At 43.3% G+C, this 24,825-nt stretch carries 17 protein-coding genes and 1 other RNA gene; 15 read left to right on the top strand and 3 right to left on the bottom strand.

What is annotated here, in order from left to right; all coding sequences use genetic code 11:
• The first annotated feature begins 1 nt into the window (after position 1).
• From gpmI to KJS69_RS16990, 8 genes are all read left to right on the top strand, one after another.
• Positions 2-1,543 (top strand): 2,3-bisphosphoglycerate-independent phosphoglycerate mutase, encoded by a 1,542-nt coding sequence (gene gpmI / locus KJS69_RS17025; protein WP_213584970.1) that lies wholly within the window; start codon positions 2-4, stop codon positions 1,541-1,543.
• Positions 1,544-1,646: 103 nt separating this feature from the next.
• Positions 1,647-2,939, top strand: a complete 1,293-nt coding sequence (gene eno, locus KJS69_RS17020) for a phosphopyruvate hydratase (RefSeq protein WP_213584969.1) — start codon at positions 1,647-1,649, stop codon at positions 2,937-2,939.
• A 383-nt stretch (positions 2,940-3,322) separates the two neighbouring features.
• Positions 3,323-4,027: a M50 family metallopeptidase gene (locus KJS69_RS17015; protein WP_213584968.1), complete on the top strand. Its 705-nt coding sequence runs from the start codon at positions 3,323-3,325 to the stop codon at positions 4,025-4,027.
• A gap of 195 nt (positions 4,028-4,222) precedes the next feature.
• Positions 4,223-4,456, top strand: a complete 234-nt coding sequence (gene secG / locus KJS69_RS17010) for a preprotein translocase subunit SecG (protein WP_213584967.1) — start codon at positions 4,223-4,225, stop codon at positions 4,454-4,456.
• 135 nt (positions 4,457-4,591) lie between these two features.
• Positions 4,592-7,183, top strand: a complete 2,592-nt coding sequence (gene rnr / locus KJS69_RS17005) for a ribonuclease R (protein ID WP_213584966.1) — start codon at positions 4,592-4,594, stop codon at positions 7,181-7,183.
• Positions 7,184-7,415: 232 nt separating this feature from the next.
• Positions 7,416-7,895 (top strand): SsrA-binding protein SmpB, encoded by a 480-nt coding sequence (gene smpB / locus KJS69_RS17000; RefSeq protein WP_213584965.1) that lies wholly within the window; start codon positions 7,416-7,418, stop codon positions 7,893-7,895.
• Between the two features lie 235 nt (positions 7,896-8,130).
• Positions 8,131-8,500: a transfer-messenger RNA gene (gene ssrA / locus KJS69_RS16995) on the top strand.
• Positions 8,501-8,840: 340 nt separating this feature from the next.
• The gene (locus KJS69_RS16990; RefSeq protein WP_213584964.1) at positions 8,841-9,203 is read left to right on the top strand and encodes a hypothetical protein; all 363 of its coding nucleotides are present in this window, start codon (positions 8,841-8,843) and stop codon (positions 9,201-9,203) included.
• Positions 9,204-9,733: 530 nt separating this feature from the next.
• Here KJS69_RS16990 and KJS69_RS29725 read toward each other — a convergent pair.
• Positions 9,734-9,853: a YjcZ family sporulation protein gene (locus tag KJS69_RS29725; protein ID WP_249730571.1), complete on the bottom strand. Its 120-nt coding sequence runs from the start codon at positions 9,851-9,853 to the stop codon at positions 9,734-9,736.
• A 1,563-nt stretch (positions 9,854-11,416) separates the two neighbouring features.
• Here KJS69_RS29725 and KJS69_RS16985 point away from each other — a divergent pair.
• From KJS69_RS16985 to KJS69_RS16975, 3 genes are read left to right on the top strand one after another with little or no spacing between them, the layout of a single operon-like run.
• Complete coding sequence (locus tag KJS69_RS16985) at positions 11,417-12,895, top strand: hypothetical protein (protein WP_213584963.1); 1,479 nt, start codon at positions 11,417-11,419, stop codon at positions 12,893-12,895.
• Positions 12,876-16,226 (top strand): AAA family ATPase, encoded by a 3,351-nt coding sequence (locus tag KJS69_RS16980; RefSeq protein WP_213584962.1) that lies wholly within the window; start codon positions 12,876-12,878, stop codon positions 16,224-16,226. The genes KJS69_RS16985 and KJS69_RS16980 overlap by 20 nt, the downstream gene beginning before the upstream one ends.
• Before the next feature lie 12 nt (positions 16,227-16,238).
• Complete coding sequence (locus KJS69_RS16975) at positions 16,239-17,144, top strand: macro domain-containing protein (RefSeq protein ID WP_213584961.1); 906 nt, start codon at positions 16,239-16,241, stop codon at positions 17,142-17,144.
• 97 nt (positions 17,145-17,241) lie between these two features.
• Here the strand turns inward: KJS69_RS16975 and KJS69_RS16970 are convergent, their stop codons facing one another.
• Entirely contained in the window at positions 17,242-17,913 is a 672-nt protein-coding gene (locus tag KJS69_RS16970; protein ID WP_213584960.1) for a hypothetical protein, read from the bottom strand.
• Between the two features lie 5 nt (positions 17,914-17,918).
• Complete coding sequence (locus tag KJS69_RS16965; protein ID WP_213584959.1) at positions 17,919-19,001, bottom strand: ParM/StbA family protein; 1,083 nt, start codon at positions 18,999-19,001, stop codon at positions 17,919-17,921.
• A 410-nt stretch (positions 19,002-19,411) separates the two neighbouring features.
• Here KJS69_RS16965 and KJS69_RS16960 point away from each other — a divergent pair, with 410 nt between their 5' ends.
• From KJS69_RS16960 to KJS69_RS16945, 4 genes are all read left to right on the top strand, one after another.
• Complete coding sequence (locus tag KJS69_RS16960; protein WP_213584958.1) at positions 19,412-21,973, top strand: hypothetical protein; 2,562 nt, start codon at positions 19,412-19,414, stop codon at positions 21,971-21,973.
• Positions 21,974-22,067: 94 nt separating this feature from the next.
• On the top strand, positions 22,068-22,526 hold the full coding sequence (locus tag KJS69_RS16955) for a hypothetical protein (RefSeq protein WP_213584957.1): 459 nt from the start codon (positions 22,068-22,070) through the stop codon (positions 22,524-22,526).
• Between the two features lie 416 nt (positions 22,527-22,942).
• Positions 22,943-23,791 carry a hypothetical protein gene (locus KJS69_RS16950; RefSeq protein ID WP_213584956.1) on the top strand — a complete coding sequence of 283 codons (849 nt, stop codon included), beginning with the start codon at positions 22,943-22,945 and terminating at the stop codon, positions 23,789-23,791.
• A gap of 52 nt (positions 23,792-23,843) precedes the next feature.
• On the top strand, positions 23,844-24,659 hold the full coding sequence (locus KJS69_RS16945) for a hypothetical protein (protein ID WP_213584955.1): 816 nt from the start codon (positions 23,844-23,846) through the stop codon (positions 24,657-24,659).
• Positions 24,660-24,825 lie beyond the last annotated feature (166 nt).

The following is a 24,825-nucleotide window of genomic DNA, read 5'->3' as shown; positions in this document are numbered from 1 at the left end:
TATGTCCAGACCGAAACCGTTGGCGCTAATTATTATGGATGGATTCGGCCTTCGCGAAGAAGTACAGGGCAACGCTGTCGCTCAAGCCAATAAGCCTAATTACGATCGACTATGGCAAGAATACCCTCACACTACTCTTACAGCTTGCGGAGAAGCGGTCGGATTGCCCGAAGGGCAGATGGGCAACTCGGAGGTCGGCCATTTGAATATCGGGGCTGGCCGGATCGTCTATCAGGATCTGACCCGTATATCGAAGTCTATTCGCGAAGGTGAATTTTTCGATAACGAGGTACTGACAGAAGCCATTCTGCATGCTAAGCAGAACAACAAGAAGGTGCATCTGTACGGCTTGCTTTCGGACGGGGGCGTACATAGCCATATCGCTCACTTGTTTGCGCTATTGGAGCTTTGCAAGAAAGAGGAAGTTAAAGAAGTGTATATTCATGCGTTCCTGGACGGACGGGACGTCGCTCCGGACAGCGCTAAACAATACATGGAGCAGCTTCTGGCTAAAATCGAAGAGATCGGCGTAGGCAAAGTGGCGACGGTCCAAGGACGTTATTATGCGATGGATCGCGACAAGCGCTGGGATCGGGTGGAGAAGTCTTACCGGGCCATGGTCTATGGGGAAGGTCCCCAATTCCAGGATTCGGTGGAAGCGATCGTGAAATCGTACGAGCAATCAGTCTATGACGAGTTCGTGCTGCCGACCGTTATCGTCGACGGTAACGGTAAGCCTAACGGCCTTGTAGAGTCCGAGGACTCCGTCATTTTCTTCAACTTCCGTCCAGACCGCGCTATTCAGCTATCGCAAGTGTTCACGAACAGTGATTTTCGTTCCTTCGATCGGGGAGAGCAGTTCCCGCAGAACCTTCACTTTGTCTGCATGACGCTGTTTAGTGAAACGGTGGGCGGATTTGTTGCGTATAAACCTAAAGATCTGGATAACACGCTTGGGGAAGTGCTCGCGCAGACTGGACTGACTCAGCTCCGGACGGCCGAGACGGAAAAGTACCCGCACGTTACGTTCTTCTTCAGCGGAGGGCGGGACGTCGAGCTGCCAGGCGAAACCCGAGTTCTGATCAATTCGCCGAAGGTGGCCACCTACGATCTGAAACCGGAAATGAGCGCGTATGAGTTGACGGAATCGACCCTGCGTGAGATCGAGTCAGGCAAGCATGATGTCATCATCATCAATTTTGCCAATCCGGATATGGTCGGCCATTCCGGCTTAGTGGAGCCAACCGTCCGCGCGGTAGAAACGGTGGATCATTGTGTCGGTCAGCTCGTGGATGCATTGCTGGCCAAGGGGGGTATGGCGGTAATTACCGCAGACCATGGCAACGCCGATATCGTCCGGGATGAACAGGACCGGCCTTTTACGGCCCATACGACCAACCCGGTGCCTTTTATCGTTACGGATAAGAACATGACTTTACGAGAAGGCGGCATTCTGGCCGACATTGCGCCAACTATGCTAAGCTTGCTAAATATAGAGCAGCCCAAGGAAATGACGGGTCAATCTCTGGTCGTTCGCAAATAAAGGGTGTATTGTATAAATAAAGGGATTGTACAAGCAGATTCGCATCCAGGCTGCAAATGGAAGTAAGTATCACCAATAATAAGCTAAGAGGAGAGTAGACGACATGACGATTATTGCTGATGTGTACGCTCGTGAAGTATTGGACTCCCGCGGGAATCCGACAGTGGAAGTAGAAGTAGCTCTGGAGTCCGGAGCTCAAGGACGCGCCATCGTTCCTTCGGGAGCATCTACCGGAGCATATGAAGCGGTTGAACTGCGGGACGGGGACAAATCCCGTTATATGGGCAAAGGAGTTATCAAAGCGGTAGATAACGTCAACACCATTATCGCTCCGGAAATTATCGGGCTCGATGCGATTGATCAAGTCGCGATCGACAAAAAAATGATTGAGCTTGACGGGACGCCAAACAAAGCGAAGCTCGGCGCTAACGCTATTCTCGCTGTATCGATGGCGGTTGCCCGCGCGGCAGCGGAAGCTCTGGATGTTCCTCTGTACACTTATCTTGGAGGATTTAACGCCAAGTCCCTGCCTGTGCCGATGATGAACATTCTGAACGGCGGAGCTCATGCCGACAACAACGTCGATGTTCAAGAATTTATGGTTCTGCCGGTTGGCGCTCCGAGCTTTAAGGAAGCCCTCCGCGTTGGTACGGAAATTTTCCATAACTTAAAAGCGGTTCTGCAGGAAAAAGGCTTGAACACCGCTGTAGGCGACGAAGGCGGATTCGCTCCTAACCTCGCTTCCAACGAAGAAGCCATTACGACGATCATCTCTGCCATCGAGCGTGCGGGCTACAAAGCAGGAGTGGACGTATTCCTGGGAATGGACGTCGCTTCCACCGAGTTCTTCAAAGACGGCAAGTACCATCTCGAAGGCGAAGGCAAATTGTATACTTCTGCCGAGTTCGTAGATCTCTTGGCTTCCTGGGTAGACAAATACCCGATCATTACGATCGAAGACGGCTGCGCCGAAGACGATTGGGATGGCTGGAAGCTGCTGACCGATAAGCTGGGCGACAAGGTTCAGCTCGTTGGCGACGACCTGTTCGTGACGAATACCGAGCGTCTATCCGATGGAATCGACAAAGGCGTGGGCAACTCGATTCTGGTTAAAGTTAACCAAATCGGTACATTGACCGAAACCTTCGACGCGATCGAAATGGCGAAGCGCGCCGGTTATACGGCGGTTATTTCCCACCGTTCCGGAGAAAGCGAAGACAGCACTATTGCCGACATCGCCGTAGCGACCAATGCCGGTCAAATCAAGACAGGAGCTCCATCGCGTACCGACCGGGTAGCGAAGTACAATCAATTGCTCCGCATCGAGGACCAATTGGGCAGCGTCAGCCAATACGAAGGCAAGAAGGTTTTCTATAACCTGAAAAACTTTAAGTAAGAGCGAAGCAAGCGGGCTATGCTGAGCAACATCAGCATAGCCTGATATATATACTCCCCAAGCACTTAAGGATTGGATCAGTAAACGAGGATTTCCCGGATCTACTGCAAAAGTGCAGGGAAGTTGATATTAATGGTATATATTTTATGGATAGCCTGCAAAAATACAGTACATTTCTATCAAAACCAGAATTTGGCCATAAATGGCTGGTATTCACTGTATTTTCGCAGTAGATTCATAGATATTTGGATTAATCGCTATAAACGCCTGTACTTTTGCAGGCGACCACGGCGTGTTCGGCCCTCGTCACACACGCCACACCTCGCACGGTGCCTGACACTCAGTGCAAAGCGTTAACCAAGGTATATTAAGGAGGGAATCCGATGGCAAGATGGCTAATGACAATATTGTTTTTGATAGTGAGTGCTTTTCTAACCCAGTGGATTCCCTTTTCTTCTTTTTTTCGCAACATCAATACAATGATTCATGAATTTGGCCATGCGCTGACGACGTTGGTTTTATCCGGTAAAGTATTGTACATTGAACTGTATTCCGACCATAGCGGGGTGACGAGGTCGGCGGTGAGTCAGTCCTGGGCCTTGATTCTGGTGGCTCTTGCCGGTTATATCTCCTCTTCGCTGTTCGCCTGGTTTATGTTCTCGCTGGATGCCAAAGGAAAGCACAAGCTCGGGCTGACGATCGTTACGGCTATTGCTGTTCTAAGCTTGATTCTATTCGTCCGCAATGGATACGGAGTGTTGTGGCTCGCTGGCTTCATTGCCTTGAGCGTCATCATTTTGTTGGTTGGAGGATTGAAGGTCGGAAGGTTTTATTACTTGCTGATCGCTTTCTTGATGCTGGAGGATTCTGTCTTCGGGTCGTTCTCGCTTATTCTGTATGCTCTCGATGATCCGGCCAGCGCCGGAGACGCTGCACTGCTTAGCCAGCATACACCGCTGCCTGCGGTGGTCTGGGCGATCTTGTTTACCTTATTCTCACTATGGTGTGCGGTCAGGGCCCTGATGGTATTTATCCGGCCAAGGAAGGTGCGCAAGCCGGCAGCTGCATCGACCGAATCGAACATTTAAGGTTGATAATAATTGTTGCAGCTAATGTTTAACAGCATGGAATGTGATGGAAAAAAGACATGCATGAATTGTATTTTCGCTTTCCCTGTGTTAAAATAAGCTTGCTGTGTCGGTTCGGCTATTTTTATTTTGTGAAATACAAATCAACGGCTGACGAACGATGACGCACTGGAATTTGTCTTAGGAGGTGGAATTATGGTTGTCGCTTTGAAAATCATTCTGATTATCATTTCGCTAGGCTTGATTGGCGTTGTGCTTCTCCAAAAAGGTAAGAGCGCAGGCTTGTCAGGTGCCATCTCCGGTGGTGCGGAACATCTGTTCGGTAAGCAGAAAGCTCGCGGACTGGATCTTTTGTTGTCCCGGTTGACTATGGTATTGGCCGCGGGTTTTATTATTGTCGCTTTGTTGATCGGCTATTTCGTTAAATAAAGTACGGATTCGGATACAGCAGGAGCTTTCCTGCTGTTTTTTGTGTCCAAAAAAGGGTTAGCCCCTGTTCTTTGGGTAAATACTTGAATAGAGGGCAACAAACCGGGCACTTATGGATTATAAAAGGAGATGCTAATGATAACAGGAGAAGAAATACTTAAGCTGCTTGACGATCCGGATTACCGTCCGATGACTTATCGTGAATTGGAGCAGCATTTTGCGATCAGTGATTCGCAGCATTTTAAAGAGTTTCTGAAATTATTGAACCGGATGGAAGAGGAAGGACAAATTTATCGCACCCGCAACGAGCGGTACGCTCTGCCGGAGCGGTTGAATCTGATTAAAGGGCGGCTGCAGGCCCACGCCAAAGGGTTTGGCTTCCTCATCCCGGAGGACAGAGAGCTGCCGGACGTCTACATCCATGCCAACGATATGGGCGGAGCGATGAACGGGGATACGGTTCTCGTCCGGATGTCGGTCAAAGGCCCGGCCGGCGGCAAGCTGGAGGGTGAAGTGATCAAGATTGTTCACCGCGCGACAACACAGGTTGTCGGGGTCTATCAGGAGCATGACAGCTTTGCGTTCGTCATTCCGGATGATCGGCGGATTTCGCGCGATATTTTTGTCCCTAAGGAAGCGTCTATGGGCGCCGTCGACGGCCAGAAGGTCGTAGCTAAGCTCGTCAGCTATCCGGAGGGAAGAGCGGCGGCCCAAGGGGAAATTATCGAAATTTTGGGGCATAAAAACGACCCTGGCGTCGATATTTTATCCATCATACGCAAGTTCCAGCTTCCAGAGAGCTTCGGCGAAGAAGTGATGTCCGAGGCGCAGGCGGTTCCGGATTCGATCCGGGAAGAGGATTTGCAAGACCGCCGCGATTTGAGACATAAGCGGATCGTGACGATTGACGGCGAGGATGCCAAAGATCTGGACGATGCGGTGAACGTGGAAATGCTGCCTAACGGAAACTATTTGTTAGGTGTGCATATTGCGGATGTCAGCTATTATGTTACGGAAAATTCCCACCTGGACCGGGAGGCTTACAATCGCGGCTGCAGCGTTTATTTGGTGGACCGTGTCATTCCTATGCTGCCGCATCGGCTGTCTAACGGGATATGCAGCTTGAATCCCCAGGTAGATCGGCTTACGATGTCCTGTGAGATGGAGATCGATAAGAAGGGGCAGGTCGTTAATCACGATATTTTTACAAGTGTGATCCGGACTGCGGAGAGAATGACTTACAACAATGTCCGTAAGATTCTGACCGGCGAAGAGCCGGAGCTTCTTGAGCGCTATAAGGAGCTGGTGGATGATTTTAAACGGATGGAAGAGCTGGCTCTGAAGCTGAGAGCCTATCGGATGAAGCGCGGGGCTATTGATTTTGATTTTCAGGAGTCCAAAATTATTGTGGATGAGAATGGCAAGCCGCTGGACATTGTTAAGCGGGAGCGATCGATTGCCGAGCAAATCATCGAAGAGTTCATGCTGAAGGCGAACGAGACGGTTTCGGAGCATTTTCATTGGTTGAAGGTGCCGTTCTTATACCGGATTCATGAAGACCCGGACTCGGAAAAGCTGATGCATTTTATGGGATTCGTCACTAATTTCGGATATACCGTTAAAGGAAAAGGAAACACGGTACATCCTCGGGCTCTGCAAAGCCTTCTGGAGGAAATCAAGGGGACGAAGGAGGAGACGGTCATTAGCACCGTGCTGCTTCGTTCGATGAAGCAGGCGCGGTACGATGCTGAAAGCTTGGGCCATTTTGGACTGTCGGCAGAGTTCTACTCCCACTTCACTTCTCCGATCCGGCGTTATCCGGACTTGATTATCCACCGCATTATTCGCGAGGTGCTGGATCAAGGCGTGCTCTCCGATAAGCGGACGGAATATTTGGCCTCCCGGATGGAAGACATCGCCCGCCAGTCCTCGGAGCGGGAACGAGTGGCTGTCGAAGCGGAACGGGAAACCGATGCGCTGAAGAAAGCCGAGTATATGCTCGATAAAGTCGGAGAAGAGTTCGAGGGGATCATAAGCAGCGTCACTAATTTTGGAATGTTCATCGAACTGGAAAATTCGGTGGAAGGGTTAATCCGGCTAAGTGATCTCGCCGACGATTATTATCACTATCACGAGATGCAGCATTTGCTGATCGGGGAGCGCACCTCGAAAATATACCGCATCGGCGACGAGGTCAAAGTGAGAGTAGCTCGTGTTAATCTGGATGAGCGTACGATTGATTTCGAGCTGCTCGAAGCGGTGCAGCGCGGGCCGAAAGGCGAAGGCCGCGAGCTGGCTGCCGGCGCCGGCAAGCGGGGTCGCAAGGGAGCGGGCCGCGACCTGCTGGGCGGAAGCAAGCGCGGCAAGAACGGCGGTCAAGGCGAGAAACGCAAGCTGTCGAGTGACGGAAGAGAGGGCAAGCGTGACGGGCACGGAGTCCGCTCCAAGCGTGGAGCGGCAAGCTCTGCCCGCAGCGTGGGCCGCACCACGGACGGCGAAGCCTGGGTCCCCGCTCCGAGGGAGGGGGACTCAGGTGCCGCCGGAGGCCGCCGCCGCGTCAAGGCGACGGACGGCGGAGCCGCGCGCAAGAGCCGCTCAGCCGCAGGCTCGCCCTTTAGTCCCGGCCCGGAGGGCGGGGCTAAAGGGGCAGCCAAGGCGCGGGGCAAGCGCAAGGCGGCGCCGTTCTACGCCGGCGTGAAGGCGGGCAAGCGGAAGCGCAAGAAGTAGGCGCGCTGGGTCGCGCCCTTGCGCTTTAGCGGGGCCCGTTGGCGGAGGGGCGACTGTCAGCGTGCCCGCAGCATGGCCGCGCCACGGAAGGCAAAGCCTGGTTCCCCGCTCCAGACGAATTAGGATCGCTTTGGAAAGAACGATTAATAATCGAAGACTACCTGCGGAATCTCTTGATTTCTGCTCTGGGAGTTGATACAATTGCTCCTAGTTTAGTGAAGGAGTGATTGTCATGGGCAAGAAAAGCGAGAGCAAACCGCTCGCCCAGAATAAGAAGGCTTCCCATGATTATTTTATCGAAGAAACTTATGAGTGCGGTCTTGTCCTGACCGGCACGGAGATTAAGTCTATTCGTGCCGGCAAAGCCAATATTAGCGACAGCTTCGCCACGATCCGTAATGGAGAAGCGTTCGTGCATAATATGCACGTCAGCCCTTTTGAACAGGGCAACCGATTCAATCCGCCGGATCCGACTCGGGCGCGCAAGCTGCTGCTGAAGAGAGCCGAGATTAACAAGCTGATCGGTGCGGTCAAGCAGGAAGGGTACACGCTCGTTCCGTTAAAGGTTTACGTACGCAACGGCTTCGCCAAGCTGTTAATTGGACTCGGGAAAGGGAAGAAGCAATACGACAAGCGCCATTCCGCCGCCAAACGTGACGCCAATCGTGACATTCAGCGGGCGCTGCGGGAAAAGCAAAAGGTTGCGCGTTAGTATCACGCAGAGACACAAAATCGTACAAAACTGCAGGAGTTAATCTCGGCTTAGAATTAGCCAACGTTCTCCTAGCCTTCCATGAAACGCCCATGCAGATAGGGGCGATTTATGGTATACTAAGTTAGTAGCCGTCTTAGAACGGCTCATGGATGGCTCATGATTCGATGCCAAGGACGGGGAAGAGTTCATCTTCGTGAATGACGTCTGACCATCGATCCGATTGCCTGATTACGGGGGCGTTTATGGATTCGACGGGGGTAGTTCGAGCATGAGTAGCGGGTAGTGGGGACGCGTCCGCTTTAACAACGCTAACGCCAAATTTAAACGGCAAAACTAATCAACAACCTGTAGCTCTGGCTGCCTAATAAGTAGCCGCTACGCTCCTACTCTGCATCGCCCATGTGCCGGGATAGGGGCTCAACCTTAGTGGGATACGCTGCTTAGTCTCCGCCTGGGGCTAACGGAAGAAGACAATCAGGCTGACCCTATGAGGACCCAGTTGCAGGGGGCCGCCTAGGGTGACATCAAATCTGCGACTACACCCGTAGAAGCTTATGTGGCGTTATCTTCGGACAGGGGTTCAATTCCCCTCGCCTCCACCATCATGAACACCATCCGCGTGAGGATGGTGTTTTTGCTATTGTTAATAAGCATACCCTTTTACAAAGTTTCTTTGTTATATTATATGAGAGTGTTCACTGGTAACGCCGGATCGATTAAGATTGCTCAATATAAAGCCCTTGAAGGGTTTATATTGATGATAGAAATCCTGAATATTACGTGAGTGAAGGTTTACTGTTTCCTGATGAATGTCCAAACTGCCATATATGATGTGTGGTGAATTGAACCATTCAATTTCGTTTTTTGCTGCGTTATCTAGCCGTAACACCTTTTTATGTGCACAATTAAATATAATAATTGTACATTGGTTGGTGAATCTGAATGAGTGAGAAATTCTGGTTAGTGGTACAGTATCCTCTGAAAAGTGCAAAAGGCAGCCAACGTGATTACTGGTTAAGAGATAAAGTAATGGAATACTTGGAGATATCTCTAGCAGATGCTAACTTAGGCTATGTTGATGGCTTTGATATGGGGAAATGCATTTCCGACCCGAAAAAATATGCTCTTAATATATTTTGTGTCATTACGGAAGAAGAACGGAGTATAGCCTTGGTAAAAAGAGTTTTAAGAGATAGCAGGCTTGATTATACTCGTATAAAAATGGCTACTATGCCCTACGGAAAAGAAGAAACATATACTCTGAAATATGCATATAAAAAGGGTGTTACCGATTTTTCACTATAGCATGGTATTGTGTTATTTGTGTTTAGAATTGCAACTATACTCGTAGAAACTTATGTGCCGTTACCTTCGGACAGGGGTTCAATTCCCCACGCCTCCATATTTAAAAACCCTGTATGTTATTTCAGTGTCGTAGGAATTGATATCCTTGGATGGCTGGATCACTACTTGGTCGACATATTCTCGAAGCACTTCTCTCTTCTCTTCTTCTGAAGAAGAATCAAGCGTGTGCTTTTTGTCGTTTAATATCGTAATTATCAAACCGTCATCAAGCAAAGCGGTCTTCTGGATCAGTCGCTCTTTGTAACTCGTACTCTAAAGCTTCCTTACGCTTGGACGGGCTCTATCGGAAAGGTATGATCGGGGACTACTATACTTGGCCGAAAGGCATACACAGGAAAATTTACTGCATCGGAGCTTGCTTGGCTGAATTATTGCGGCCATAGGCTGGTGCAGACGCATAAAAATGACCCCACCCAGCCACACGGCCAAGCGGGGGGATTTTCTAATTTTTTTCTCTTTTTAAGGAGTGATTAAATAAAACTTCGAGAGATAATGACTAAAAGAATGAATAGAACTAAAATGACTCCAGTCGAAGTAAATAAGCCGCCAAAACCACAACTACCGCCGAAACCTCCTAATAAACCACCCATGTTCTAAATCTCCTTTCTTTGTACACATTAAATTATGTTTCAACCATCCGCTGCGATTGGGTAACTGAGTATAGATTTAACTCTAACGGCATCGCTTCTAATTACATTACCCGTCAACACTGTCAGGCTGCGATCTAGCCCGCAGCAGCCTCATAATATGGTTTATCCAACCATAGCTCCCGTTAGCCATTATGCAGTGCAATTTTTTGTTCATCTTTTTCTCTTTAACTTGCGATTGGACACTGTGCAAAATTCATCTTTAAATATGGGTGCAACCATACGGTGTGGGATAGGGACACAATGATGTTTTCTTATAATTTCAACAGGTTGAATGACTTGCACGATCTGAGGATGAAACACATTTTCAACGACTCTTATAGGCGGATCAAATACTGTCTTCGTTGGACAATGAGGACGATGCACGGACTTCATCTCCCTTCCAAATAATATAATATTATTATATGCCGGGAACAATTAACGGCTTGTTCTACAGCCCTTTTCATGCCGAGAATGCATACCTATTGTTATTTTGAACTCTTCTGCCCATAAGCTTAATGATGTCTATCACTAGATTGTCAGATTATAACGAAGACAAGCGGGTTTGGAAGTATAAAAAATTCCCGCTTGGCCGTGTGGCTGGGCGGGGATGTTTCCGTCTATGGTATGTGCTGTACTGCTGGATCCTTCTGTTCACTCAACAAATAATACGTTTATATGCTAAAGGCCATAAATCTTTCACTTCAACTTTAACAGGATTTCCTTCCTCATCGTTCAAGTTTGATATCAGGGCAATAGTTAAGGAGCATTTGGCGGCAGTTCCCGCATGATACTCCCCTCGCCACCACCAAACTATCAGAAGAAGCACCGTGATGGGTGTTTTTTTGTTTGCTATATATGTTTGAACTAAAGAATAGCCCTCATTCCGTTCCGAAGGAAAGTGCCTCCGAAGCTTCAAACATCTTGTTTTGTATTCCTTATTTATGGGATGGGCCTACGGATGGTAGGAATACAAAGCCAAAACTCGCCCTGGAAGCATCTTTCTTTCTCCACTCCATGAGCTATTCAATCATTAGTTCAATTTATTATGTAACACCCTGTAACACCAAATTGACGATTTCGTCATGGTGTGATCATTTTAAAAGTTGAAATCTTCAGGGGCACAATAAAAAATGTAATTTTCCCAATTGCGCAGGAATTCAGATAATATCGTCGAAATACTATTTTTGCCAACTGTAGGTAAGAATAAATGTATATGTCCTGCAATGAAGGAGGGCGAGTACAGTGACTTTGACATTAATAGAAGTGGAGAACTGTTTTAAAGACGGCGATCGGCAAGCCATTCCTGAATTCTACTTTTTAAATACAGTAGATCCGAATTTCCGCTTTATGAGAATGCAGCCATATGGGCAGTTGATAGCTTCGCCGCGAACAGGCGTAAGATCGATTAGTCCCTCTCACACCAAGAAATGTCGACATGCATTTAAGATTGCGAGAGAACGCAGAGTCGATCTATTTCTAACTCCGGAATACTGTGTACCGATAAGCCTGATTCATGAAATGATTATGAATCCGGAACTCCAACCGCCTCCTAACACTCTTTGGTGTATTTGTTGTGAAGGAGTGTCATGGTCGGACTTTGAAAATCATATGAATGAATGGTCGGACTATGCGTATGTCGGCAAAGGTGCTTTGAAAAACGTGTATCCGCGTAATTTTGTTGGACTCATGCTATACGTTTTTCAATCCGTTGACGGAGATAAACTTTGCATCGTTCCTCAATGCAAAGTTCAGCCAATGCGCGAACAACTGAATGTCTGCGAACAGGATGGATTAAGCCGGGGTAGCCATATCGTTCTATTCCATTCACAATCGGGAAACCGTCTTGTCTCCATCATCTGCGCAGATGCTTATCATGAGGATATTAAGAGTGCGGGCATATTCTTTCCAAGTAATCAGGATTATAAAAATATCGTTCTCCACCCTCAGTTGAACAGCGACCCGCGGAATAAAGATATCGCCGCTCTTCGAAATCGGATGTTCGAAGAAGAAAGAGGGCGGCATACGTTATATATTACGGCGAATTGGGCACATGGAACTTCAATCGGCATAGCCCATCAGCCAGATACCACTATAAGAATCAAAGCCCCATGGTCGAGCATATACAAGCGCAATGTTAATTATAGCCGTAAAGAAATGGATGAAATATTGCATGATGTTAGAGTTAAAAATTTCAAATTCGGGCTTGGATTCGCTTTTGCGGAACGCACGAAATTAAAAGTGTGGTATGCCGTCAAATATGAACATTTACAAATGATCTCTCTTCGCAAACCATATGCCGGTGGTCCGGAACTGACAAGACCCGCAGGTACCGTGCAGGCTTCAGAATCGTATATTCCAAACGAATCGAATGACGGATGGAAAGAAGAAGAGATAAAGTTCGATAGTACGCTGCCTGAAGTTTTAGCAAGAGAAGCTACCGGGGATTTCGATTACCCGCGCAGAGCGAGTGTTGATGATCTCGATAGATTTCTAAGTTATTGTCTGGGATATATCGATGGAAACGAGCTGCTTCTTGACGACGAAGAGATGAGCAACCGGTTAAGTTACCATATTGACGACGATTGTGAGATTCACCGCGGACACCAGATCAGCAATGTAGTCCGTCTTATCCATTGTTTAAAACAGCTTGCCCATCACAAGTACCCATCGCCAATACGTCGTATTCAAGGCGGATTCAAATTTGATCTGGTCGACAAAAACAGCCATTACAATATTATATCTAAACAACCCCGCGTTCGCGCGGGAGCGCTCGTGGCCTTCGTAGAAAGGGAAAATGACGCGAAGCAAAGGGCATACCAACTCATTGAAAAATGTGGAGAGTATAACTATAGCGATAAGATTTGCGTGTTTTCGTACAAGCCTTATACAACTGAAATTATCCATTACCCTCAGCATAATGATGATGTAACTGCTATTGAACGTGTGGAGAAAAAACCGGATTATTCCCAAGGAGGGCACTCCATTGAACCAACATTTGATTGACGCCATTAAAGAAAGTGGTCTGAGGTTTATTCGCACGCATCGTATAGATGATCAGTATGTCATTCATGAAGCTACACATAAAGTCGGAAAGGTCGCGTTCGGGCAATATTTAATTATGCCGATGGATTCTGGGCGATTTTTGGAAATCACCTCCGACGAAGCAACATATTCAACCTTTGAAGATAAAATCCTTGCCCCTTTTTACTTCCGGCTTAAAGGCGACTGGGGGTGGAATCTTTATCTGTGTTATGTATTGGAAGACCGCGCATTTGAGGAAGTTCCACTCGAGAGATTAGTAAAAGTCGAGCGCTCCAAAAAATATGCTAAGAAAATCGTTCTAAGGAACTCCAATATTCGCGATCGTATTCCTGCGGCTAAAATTCCTGAAAACCTCACGGGAAAAGTAGCTGCAGATCCTATTTATGATTGGGAACGCATATTGGCTCCTCTAGGTTTGGATTTTTGTTTGGACGACTATAAAACGGCTAATATTGAAGCTTATATGGAAAATGGTTCAATCCATGCCCGTTCGTATTCGAATCCGACGAGTGATCAGGCTGGGGAAATCGTCGCGCCGCGTGGTGCAATACAATCCCTAGACTTCGGACAACAGTTTCGATCCCATTTATTATCCGAAGCGTCTGCGATTGATTTCGCTAAAGTAAATCTACTGTATGGTCCAAACGGCATGGGGAAAACATCGGTGCTTGAATGTATCGAGCTATCCTTTACAGGAAGTATTCAAAGAAACATTCTGTCAAATGCGAGCGAGCCAGAACGCTGGGAAGGATTGCTTACTTTCACCAACGAAGAAGGAGAATTCAGAAATACGCCAGACGAATCCAGCAAGAAAGAACGGGAGATTGCCTATTATAAACACAAAGTTGGAAGAGCGCGCAGTCAAATCAACCGATTATTCCACCAATACAACTTTTTCTCTTCCGAAGCCGTGCATCAATTTTGTTACAGTACCCATTCTCGTTCAAACTATCGTGATGATTTCGCAAGAATTATTTTTGGTGAACAACTGCAGCGCATGGAGGTTAACTGGAGACGATACAAGGAGGAATTTGAAAAAAGTATTAACCGCCTAAATAAACAGATCTCGGATGCTAACGAAAAGGCGGAATCCATTCGGAATCAGGATTTACAAAGCTTGCAACTGATCGTTCAACGTGCCTCTTCAAACGTGATCAACATGACGAGATGGGCCAATGCGTGCAAGTATGTATACCCCATGATCGGAATGGAGGAATCCCCGGAAGAGATTGAAACCTGGTTACTCCATCTTTTACCGAAAATAAAAGAAATAGATCTTATAAGCCGTCCTTTGTTGCATAGAGGTTTATCCAAAATCGACAATGAAAATTATTTGAATCGCAATATAGAGGAGAAAAGTGAAGCACTGCTAACTACTAATCAGTTGATTGAAAAGACACGGCAACGAATACAACAACTGCAAAATCAGGAAGCTGAATTGATAAAACAATTACAAACAGAGATGGTGAGTAAGAAAAAGATTGAAAACGGATATGGACGCTTATCGGAAATAGCGACAGCTTTGCGTACATATTCAAACGTCTATGACCAACCACAATTACGAAATAGAAGGAAAGCGGCGCAACAACGCAATGATCATCTGGTTAAGATCATTTCTCAGTTATCCGAGATTCAATATCACTATAAACATCTAATGGATAAGAAGATTACAATCGCGAATCTCCAACAAGCTGAAGATGAAATGAATCAGCTAACACGATCCCGGAGTGAAGCGGCGCAACTTTTTAACGATGTTAGCGAACAAGTAACCCGGCACGAAGAGAAGATAGGTAAACTGCAGAGGCTTGCATCTGCGCTCAAAGCGACAGGCATGGAATTACTGGTTGAGAGTCCGGGACAAACCCATTGTCCTCTTTGTAATCATGATTATGAGAACCACGAGCTTCTATTAGCTGCTATTGAAAACGGGCTGGCAGCAGACGATGCCATCCTGACGAAATTAATGGAGGAGAAAGAAAAGAATAGAGCGATTTTACTGCGTATGGATACTTCCATGCAAAATTTGACTAACCAGATTCAGCTTTATAAACAATTTGAGAAGGCGCACAATGTTTTCTTAGACAATGCACAATGGCTTGGTTTTGAAATTTCACAGTCGTTTTCTCCGGAAAAAGTAAAAAATTTGCTTAGTCGGTTAGATCATCAATTAATTACAGCTAAACAAGAATATCAACAAGTTAAGGACGAAATCACCAACCTTGAACAGAATGGATTCTCACTTGAAGTCATCGATAAAGTTGAAAACATATGGAATGATGAAATACTGGACTCGATTCGTTCTAACATCTCAGATCATCTGTCCAGTGACCAACTGTTATTGATGTTTGATAAGGAAATGCGGCTTTATGGCGAACAGTTGAAATATTTCGAGAAGGAATCCTCGATAAAGCAAGAGGAACTAGAAGTTTGCATACAGGAGAATGTGGAAAAGAACAACCATTTGAAAGATCTTGAGCAGCAAATCAAAGATATCGAAACCACTATTTCTCATCTTGGCAACGCAAAGCATGCATTTGAAAAATTACGCGAAAAGAATGTATGGCTTGAGACGAATACTTCTTGGAAAGGGTGGCGCTCTTACTTTGAACAGTTGCTCTCGGAGGCAGAACATTTGCAAGAAAATTTAAAACCTGCAATATTGATTGAGCATAATAGGCGCCAGCTAAAAGAACTACATGAAGAAATTAGTCAAAAGGAGGCTCTACTGGATAAAGTAGAGCAAGCTGTGAAGGCTTTATCGAAATTACGGCCTCTTTCTGAATATAGCGATGACTTTGTGAGATTCAATTTTGAAGCAATAAGCAAATTGTTCCTGGCATTGCATACTCCAAATGAATTTATCTCGCTTGCGCTCACGGAAGAGAATGATATTGTGGCGAAGCGAAAAGGTTATGAATCTGACTGTGCCATATATCAGATGAGTACCGGCCAACGTACTGCTGTTGCATTAGCGATTTTCTTCGTAATGCATCTGGCTATGGAAACGGCACCCAAGTTCCTGTTGCTGGACGAACCTGTAGCCAATATGGATGAGCTAAACGTTCTGGGCTTGCTTGATTTTTTGCGTCAACTTGCAGTAACGCAAGGTACGCAGATTTTCTTTACAACGGCCAATCCGCAAGTGGCGACTTTATTCCGAAGGAAATTTAGTTTTTTTAAAGACCAATTTAGAGCTTTTCATTTTCAACGATATTTGGAGGGACCTGTTCGTATTCGAATGCAGCAGTTTGAACCCCATAAAGAAGCAGAGGTATATTCAATAAAATTATAGGGGAGAGTCGTCGTGCGAATCCACGCTTTTTTTGCCAGTCATGCATGGAAGTTGTCGTTTTCAATACGCAGATTTTTTATGCACTGGTTTACTGTGTTTGCAATCATTTGGACTTTCATAGATTTCGTCGCTTTTTTCTTCGGGAAGGATCAAGATAGACCATGGAAGTTTTTGGTGTGGATCGTAATCGGTGTTAGTGTTCTCATTGCATTATGGATGAGTCGTCCTCGATTGACGCGTAAGGTTAGGCTTAAAGACACGGACGTCACAATAAAAATAGTCGTTGATGATTTGTTTAGAAGGAAAGGCTCCACAGTCATTATTCCTGTCAACACGTTCTTTAAACATGATGATATCGACGATAAGGCAATCTTAATGCAGTATCGCAATTTATTCTATTCGAATCATATCGAGTTCGATAGCCAGTTAAAGGAACAATTGAAAGATGAGCCTTATACTCAAGGCGTACTTCAAGGCGAACAAGTAAACTCGTATTCCCCTGGCACAGTGGTAAGACTTCAAACAACTCACCGGAGAATAAAAGCTGCATATTTAGTCGCTACGGCAGAATTAAACGAGCATGGCCGAGCGAAGCCGAATCGGTCCTTGCTACAGTTCGCATTACACGAATTATGGAACCGTATCGCGGAGAGAGGGAGAAAAGAACTGTTAGCGATCCCGATTATCGGCAGCGGCAGAGGGCGCATTAATGTCACGAGGTACGAATTAATCTACGATATTGTCCATAGTTTCTTACAAGCCATTAAGGATAATAAGTTTACCGAGGAATTGACGATTATAATACACCCGCGTGCTTTTATACAAAATGAATATTCATTGGACGAGATTGAGGAATACCTGCGTTTCGTTTCGAAGTTTAATCGGATAGAAAACAACAAAGTTGTGGGTTTCAGCTAATGCTAAATCCACAACCGAGTGTGTTAGGCATAGAGCGATGCAAACAAGAAAGGGGCTTCCGCGAAAAGTGGACTGCCCCTGCTGTCGTGTTTGGGATTTATGACAGTAAAGCTTTTAACTTTTCGATGTCAGGCTTATCTTGGAATACGTTCTTGTTTCCTTCCGCCGTTGTGATTGTTTTATTGGAGGATGCAGCGTGCAATTTAATGTTGGCTGGATTTTGTGCTCTCGTAGAATTTATGGGTCGGTAAGAAGGAGAGGACTCTTTTTGCAATTCGTTTATAATGGCTAGTTTAATTTCTTCGGCGACTTTCTGGATCACACTTTCATCTATGCTGGATTCACCGGTGCTGGATACATCGGTGCTGGATACATCGGTGTTGGATTCACCGGTGCTGGATACATCGGTGTTGGATTCACCGGTGCTGGATACATCGGTGTTGGGTACACCGGTGTTGGATTCACCGGTGCTGGACACATCGGTGTTGGATTCACCGGTGTTGGGTACACCGGTGCTGGATACACCGGCATCCTTCTCTTGTATTGCCTCCAAAATATATTCAATGCCTTTTGCTTTGATGCATTTATTAAGCTGTGCATACGATGGATCCAACCCGTTCAGATAACGACCGGCTTTCTCGATGAAAGCGTCCCGACAGAATCGTGCGAGGGTACGATTCTTTTGAAGTCGTTTGTAAAGCGTTAACAGCCTATTTTTCTGAAGGGCGGTTACGTCTATCTGAAAACTGATGGATTGGACTTTTTTCACATGGTTCACCCCTTGGTTGTTAGAAGAAGGTTGGTTTCCGCGATTTCCTCAACCTCGTATTCCTTTGCAAGCAAGAGTCCGAATTTGAAGAAACCTCTAGCATTTGAAATTTGGTGATCCGGCAATACATGAATGTCTTGAACAAACTCCTTAAACCAGGGTTCCATTAATTGCGCTCCCCCGCCCGTTAAAAAAATCATGTCAAACTTGCTTCTGTTTTGCCAACGTATTTGCAGTTCATTGATGAGGTACTCCGCAGTTTCACGGACGATTCTATCCTTGGCCTCTTTGATCGGTATCACAAGACGTTTGGAAGCTCTATAAACATCGTTATTGAATTGGACCTCCACCGTTTTAGGTGTCGCGTAAGCATCCGGATTTATGGCATTTACATAATCCGCCAGACGTTGATATATTTCATGAACTCCTACCTGAATGGTATGGCGGTCTTCAGGTACGGCTTTTAATGAATCAATGCCATCGCAATCTGTCGTACCCAAGCCAATGTCTACGATGCCGATATAAGAAGTTCCGATGTCATGACGGTTGACATTTCCTGCTTCATCAATATATAAATCCAGGATACTGCCGAGGGGTTGAGGCAAAACTTTGCATTCCTTTACATCGATGGTTTTTTCTTTGTCATTCATTAGCACAACGTGTCTGTCCTTGAATAATTCAATCAGCTCTTGTTCCCGAATGGTCCCTTTTTGCCTTGACGGACAACCGGTTACAAGCATAACATCGAAGGACCCTTCTTCTTCCTTGATTAGGCTTGCTAAGCCGAATTGACTGAGTAACTTATAATATTTTTGAGTATATCTGTCTTCTGTTGTATAGGTGGAAAGGAATTTGCCTTTTGCTGTATTAACCTCATTGCCCCACACATATCGTTCCCCTGGATAAAGAATGGACTCAAATTCATTGTAGTGTACCGGCTCGCCTTCTCCTGTGGAATCTTCCCTTAATGAATTTTCTTTGGTAAGGAATCCACTTGGGAGTACTAATTGTTTCACCTTGTTGCTGTACCCCTTAAAGTATCCGTTCCCATGATCAATTCCCATGATAACCAGCTTCTTTTTAGCCAAAAGTAACTCCTCCTCCGCAAGTCGTGTCTTACTATTTCACGTTCATCCGTGTGCCTTTCTGTTCAAAGTGTGAATGTAAATAGTTATCAAATATTATGATTAATCGTGACATTGTGTGACAAAAACCTATGCCCATGGTCAGGGGGTTCATGCTTCATCCGCCTATTGTAAGATTGTTCTTACTTTCAATCGAGCGTTTTGTTCTTTAACTCGGTCATCATTATGGAAGTATGTACGATGCATTGCCAGAGTCATTTAAGAGGGAAATGTTACCATAGTACTTGAGGTTCATCATCATGGAAAAATAAAAGAAGTTTCTGTAAAATAGAGGAGTTTTTAACCGAATTGTGGAAGTACATTCTATAATTAGAAATTGGTAGTAGGATTAATAAACGATTGGGGGCGTGACAATGTCTGTTACTCTTGAATACAAAAAACTAGACATGGTTAACCATGATTTTTGGAATGAGGCTAAGGTAAATTATGAAAGAATAGATGAATTATACTCTGATAATGTGTTAAAAGATTTGATATTCGGTCTCAAACCAGCTGAAAAAGTAGATCTATTGAATATATTAAAAATAGAACAATCTCAGAGCCAGCTTGAGGAGGATTTTTTGTTTCGTACAATTAGAATGAGACCGGATTTTAAAAATTTGGTCTATCTAAGGGAGTTTTTATCCCGAAAAAAGAGAGCAGTAGAAGAACTGTATGAAAGAAAGTTTGCAGATTCCAACACACGATATGACTCTTCAGATTATATTAAGTTAGTTCATCTTTTTTATACCTCTCCTTCTTATATTTATGAAGTTTTGGTTGTACATGAATGGAAATCTAAGGGGACGGGGGATCTCTTTAACTGCACTGATAAGTATTCCACCGAGCTTTTAGAAGGGCTTGCTACTAAAGAAGGATACCAGTCAAAAATAATTAATGTGTTATATGATTTTTCTGGACAAAGTAATGAATATAAAATGGTTGCTCATAGCGAGTTGAGTAATAAGCATTATATCTACTTAATGTATAAATTAACAAAGGACACTAAACGTCCAGGTTTTGACATGGCAAAAAGAGTGAAAGATGTAGATCAATTAATGTTTTCGATTAATGTAGCTGATGGAATTGTTGAAATTAAAACACCTACAAAAACAGATTTCTACGGCCTTCAGAAATATTTTAAAGAAAATGTAGGGGAACTGGCCGAAATTAAACACAAAGTCTTCACCGAGTACTCGGAAGTCACTTTAACCAAAGTTTTTAGAGAAGGTGAGGCGGCAAGCGGGGAAGAACCTGAGGATTTTGAAATAAATAAAATTATTTTTACCAATTCATTACTGAGTAAATCACCAGAAATCACGATTCAATTGCCTAAATCGGATATTTGGTTGAGCGTGATGGATGCTTTTAGACGAAGAGTAGTTGATTTGAATAGCCTGAAGGATATAAAACAAATATTTTTCACTTCTGAAAGAAGTAGTCGTTCTGTACGCTCTTTACAAGTAGGAGAAGGCAATGTTTTGTTCAAGCTTGATGATAGTAATTTGGACGAGGAAAAGAAGAACTCTATCATGAAGAAATTCCAACAAAAATTTGGTTTCCCCATCAATCAACCAATTGAAAATAAATTTAAGGCTGGGGAATCTGAAAAAGTAGATAGATTATTAAGATTATCTTTTGACGAAATATCTGAGGAGTCTGATCTTTATAAGAATTTGATTCAAAAAGAATTTATTCAAAAGGTTGAGATAGTTAAGTGCAAATGTACTCATTGCAATGCTGTTTTTGATCTTAGTGAAGTGATAGTAAGAAATACCTGTCCAACATGTTCAGGTAACGAGATGTTTGAAGAGAAACAAATTGAACAAAAAATAGACCATGATAAACTAGAGAGTTTTGTGTTTATTCTATTAAAGAATTTCGTAAAACAGTCAGATGAATGTGAGGAATTACCTATTTCTACGATTACCTATCGTGGGAAGAAGTTTCGGGTGTATAGGTTCTTACATCAACGAAAACCATATCAGTGTATTTTATCAGGAAGCATTTTACCCAAAAAAATGCTAGAAATGTTAGAACGCCAATTAGTTCCAACAGTGCTTATATATTACGGTGTTGATCGGGAAACTACAAATGTATTTTCCCTAGATACAATATTTCATACAACTTTCGGTGCAATTTTTACAAGTCAAGATATGCCCGAATTTATCAGGTTAATGACCACTGCTATAGAAAGCCTAGAAGAAAGAACTCATCATTTAATTAACACTGCTGCAACTAAAGCATCAGCTAAAATCAAAGACGTCGGTGATCGTACGGATGATCTTACTGATTATGATGCAGATATGTTTGAAGATGATGTTTTTGCATTAATTAAACATTTAGTACCTAATTCGGAAAAATGGGGAAAGGAAATGAAGGGCAAAGCTGTTCCCGAGGGGATATTTGCTCTTCAGTATATGAAAAGAGAAGGCATGAACGCTGTTCAGCAAAAAGTTGTTTTTTCATATGATTGCAAGTTAACAAAGGAAAAACAAGGGTACGATTTGCGATCCGATGAAAAAAGAAAAGGGCTCGATTATGTACAAAGACTGAACAATTTAAGTGAGATTTCTGCTTATTGTACAAATAATCAAGTAACGGCGCATGTTTTTGTAAGTAATAAATTTAGGGAAGGCCAAATTAAAACAATGGCTGATTATTTTCATCAGGAAATAGGAAGGGAATATATAGGAAGGCCTATATTTATTACGGCAAAGGTGTTAGTTTATTTGCACTCCCAATTTATGAAACATAGAGACGATATAATAAAAGTAAACGACATTTTTATGGAGAAGCTTCATAAGTTACTCACGACCGAAGATTTTATTGTAACTACAGAACTGGTTGATGAACTCATCGATGATGTAAGTTATGCAGCCAAACAATACACAGAGTTGGATACCAATAGGGTTACTAAAAAGTTAAAAAAGTGATCCTATTATTTGAATCGCCTCCTTCCGAAGGGAACTAATGTTCTGTATAATAGTAGGGAACAAATGTTCTCTATTATTTAAAGGAGGAAAATGTATGACATTAGTGGTAGGAACAAGAGTAGTTAAAAAAATTTCAATGAGATATTGTCATGGCAGCAATGAATACATCGAGGAAATAGTTAACCAAGGTGTAAAGGTGCGACATTTAGATGTTTTTTTATCCTTCAAATTTAATCAAAATGAAGCTCATATTTACAAAGGAAATCGGCATGAAATTAAAGAGTTCTATCACTTAACATACACGCAGATGTTTCCGAAATCCTTTTTAAACCAGTTTATAGACATTAATGAGGTATTGCCAATTCGTTTAAAGAGATGGGCACGGTCGGACTATTTAAACTATATATACGAGGAAATAATTCAGTCATTAATATTTCATCGAATTAGCGCATCCATTAACGATAAAAATATGGTGGAGTGGGAATGGAAAAGTGCCGGAGTGAAAATGCTTATGGCCCACGATTTCACATTTTGTAGGGTTGAACTCAATTAGTATCCCTTGAAAAGAATTATTATAAAAAAGGAATAAGTCTGGAATGGAAATTGTTGGCGTCCAGTAACAAACTAAATGGGTGGCTTACATCCATAAGAAACGAATTCGCTACGGCTGAGATTAATAAGAGTGATCGTTGTACAATCCGCATGAGAGAATCACGCATGTAGGTGGTAAAGTGCTGCTGGAACAGATGTCGGATCACTCATAAGAGCGTAATTCAAGGTATTGAGAATTGTCTCTTTTATATTAGTGCCGGATAAGAACAGTTGATGTTATTGTCGCGAAAATTACGGTAATAAATACTTGAAGATCGTCTGTGGCACAACCAGAAAATCTATTCATTTATAAAATGTCAACATGAACAAGGAAGGATCTTAAGAGAAGATATAACTGCTTTTAAGGAGGCCTCTATTTTGGATGATAAAATTATTGAGCGGTTTAAACATGTTATGAGTGACAAGACTCCCGTTTTTAACTCCTACGTTTTAAGGAAAGCAAATGGTGAAATATTGGATATTGAATTACTTCCACCAGATGAATTAAAAGAAATGTTTATAGATGAGGTAATAATTGATAATCTGATTGCAGCTCTGTTCGATGTAAAAAAAGATATTGTTACGAAAAGGAGATATAAATATGGTATTAAACTGGGGCAAACTTTTTCAAAAAAATCGATGCAAGAAATGAAGGAAATAATTGCTGATTTTTTGCAAGCTAAAGAAGAATCTCTAAGCGTTGAAAATGTACTTGTACCGATGAAAATTATTTTTTATCTAGAAGATGATCTGATTATTGCACCCTGTAGAGTATTTGAAAGTGATGGTGGACCATATCCGTTTTGCAACTATGAGGAACTGCAAGAGATTGATAATGAAGCTTTTTGCGTAAGAATTAGTAGAGTAAGGAATGAAATCAAGTATGTGCTCAATGAAATTATCGACTTTTTGATGGAGAATATTTGGGATGATGAGGTTTATTTTGAAAGAGAGGATGATAAAGTAGTAATCTCAGCGATTCTTTATACTGATGAAGATTCAAAAACTGATAAAATTTCATTGGCCGTATCTTTACAAATTTCTGGTCTGCACCCGTCTGGGGATCTTATATTTGATTCGGAATACGACCTTCAGACCGGCATGATAACATTTCGGACAGATACTAGTGATTTTGAAATGGATGATGGTGAGATTCAAGAAATATTTATGGACTGTTGGAATGGAATCAACCGCTATGTTCAAGTTCAAAAAAAATTTGACATCTAAGCTGATTTGAAAATAAGAACAGATATATATTAAAGAAGGAGGGACAATATTTATGTTATCGGGGTTATATGAAACAATTGATTCCCCTGAGGAGCAAGGAGAGAATATAGTGCTTCCAAATTCATCATCAGAAGCAATCTATTTATCTCATGGGGGAGAATTATTTTGCTATTCAGGTATATATTGCAGAGATAAAAATCAAGTTTCTTTTCAAAGTTGGCCTTATTATTTGCGTGGTAGGCATACTGCAAACTGCAGAAAACAGATGAAAGGACTTTTTAGAGTCAAAAATGGATGCATTTTGTTAACTGGATTTGTCGATCATGAATATTATAGTAATTCTAAGTATAAGCAGCTTAAGAATTATATTATGAGGTTACCTGGGGTTAATAACTCATATTTTGGTATCGAAAAAAGAATTGAGACAGGTAGTTCATGGTATTTTGAGGAAAATAAAGAGTTATCTCGAGCAAGTTTTGGTTTGAGTTATTCTGAGCTTGAATGCTTAGTGGAGTTGTATGCGAAAAGGTTAGGAATAAATAATTCATATTTTCAATACCCCCGGATAACTCGGTCTTTGAATAATGAAAATTTTTGTGATATTACAGGATTGTGGATCCCAGCCGGATTCCCATACATTGCTTTTTATGAAAGCGGTTATGACTTCTCGCATGTCTCATTGTTTGGCTTTTATCGACATATTGGGGCAATGCTCTCTATGGGAAAAAGCACGGTTGCTTCGCAGATTTTTAAGTATGAGACAATTAGTAATGATATGATTCAACTAATTAAGCATATTGATTATTATTTCCCTTTCGAGATAGTTGTTACACGTGAGCACGTTTTTCCTGAAATGTATGTACAATAGCTTTTTAGTTATGAGGCATTCAAACAAATTTGCCGAAGTTTCACAGACGATTTGTCTACAAAACTCATGGAGAGATTTAATAAAAAATAAATGACTTCGGTTTCCATATTCGACACACATTAAGACAGTCGTGTTAATAGAACAGGAAACAATTTAGTAACTACTT

Source organism: Paenibacillus sp. J2TS4 (assembly GCF_018403245.1).
Classification (GTDB): Bacteria; Bacillota; Bacilli; order Paenibacillales; family NBRC-103111; genus Paenibacillus_L.
The sequence above is the reverse complement of the archived record's forward strand: the minus strand, read 5'-3'. Positions and strand labels throughout refer to the sequence as shown.

What these genes read in the sequence shown, in the direction of transcription:
- KJS69_RS16960 (WP_213584958.1), top strand. Translation starts at nt 19,412, where the DNA reads ATGTCTGTTACTCTTGAATACAAAAAACTAGACATGGTTAACCATGAT.
- eno (WP_213584969.1), top strand. Translation starts at nt 1,647, where the DNA reads ATGACGATTATTGCTGATGTGTACGCTCGTGAAGTATTGGACTCCCGC.
- KJS69_RS29725 (WP_249730571.1), bottom strand. Translation starts at nt 9,853, where the DNA reads ATGGGTGGTTTATTAGGAGGTTTCGGCGGTAGTTGTGGTTTTGGCGGC.
- gpmI (WP_213584970.1), top strand. Translation starts at nt 2, where the DNA reads ATGTCCAGACCGAAACCGTTGGCGCTAATTATTATGGATGGATTCGGC.
- KJS69_RS16990 (WP_213584964.1), top strand. Translation starts at nt 8,841, where the DNA reads ATGAGTGAGAAATTCTGGTTAGTGGTACAGTATCCTCTGAAAAGTGCA.
- KJS69_RS16945 (WP_213584955.1), top strand. Translation starts at nt 23,844, where the DNA reads ATGTTATCGGGGTTATATGAAACAATTGATTCCCCTGAGGAGCAAGGA.
- smpB (WP_213584965.1), top strand. Translation starts at nt 7,416, where the DNA reads ATGGGCAAGAAAAGCGAGAGCAAACCGCTCGCCCAGAATAAGAAGGCT.
- KJS69_RS17015 (WP_213584968.1), top strand. Translation starts at nt 3,323, where the DNA reads ATGGCAAGATGGCTAATGACAATATTGTTTTTGATAGTGAGTGCTTTT.
- KJS69_RS16985 (WP_213584963.1), top strand. Translation starts at nt 11,417, where the DNA reads ATGAATCCGGAACTCCAACCGCCTCCTAACACTCTTTGGTGTATTTGT.
- KJS69_RS16955 (WP_213584957.1), top strand. Translation starts at nt 22,068, where the DNA reads ATGACATTAGTGGTAGGAACAAGAGTAGTTAAAAAAATTTCAATGAGA.
- secG (WP_213584967.1), top strand. Translation starts at nt 4,223, where the DNA reads ATGGTTGTCGCTTTGAAAATCATTCTGATTATCATTTCGCTAGGCTTG.
- rnr (WP_213584966.1), top strand. Translation starts at nt 4,592, where the DNA reads ATGATAACAGGAGAAGAAATACTTAAGCTGCTTGACGATCCGGATTAC.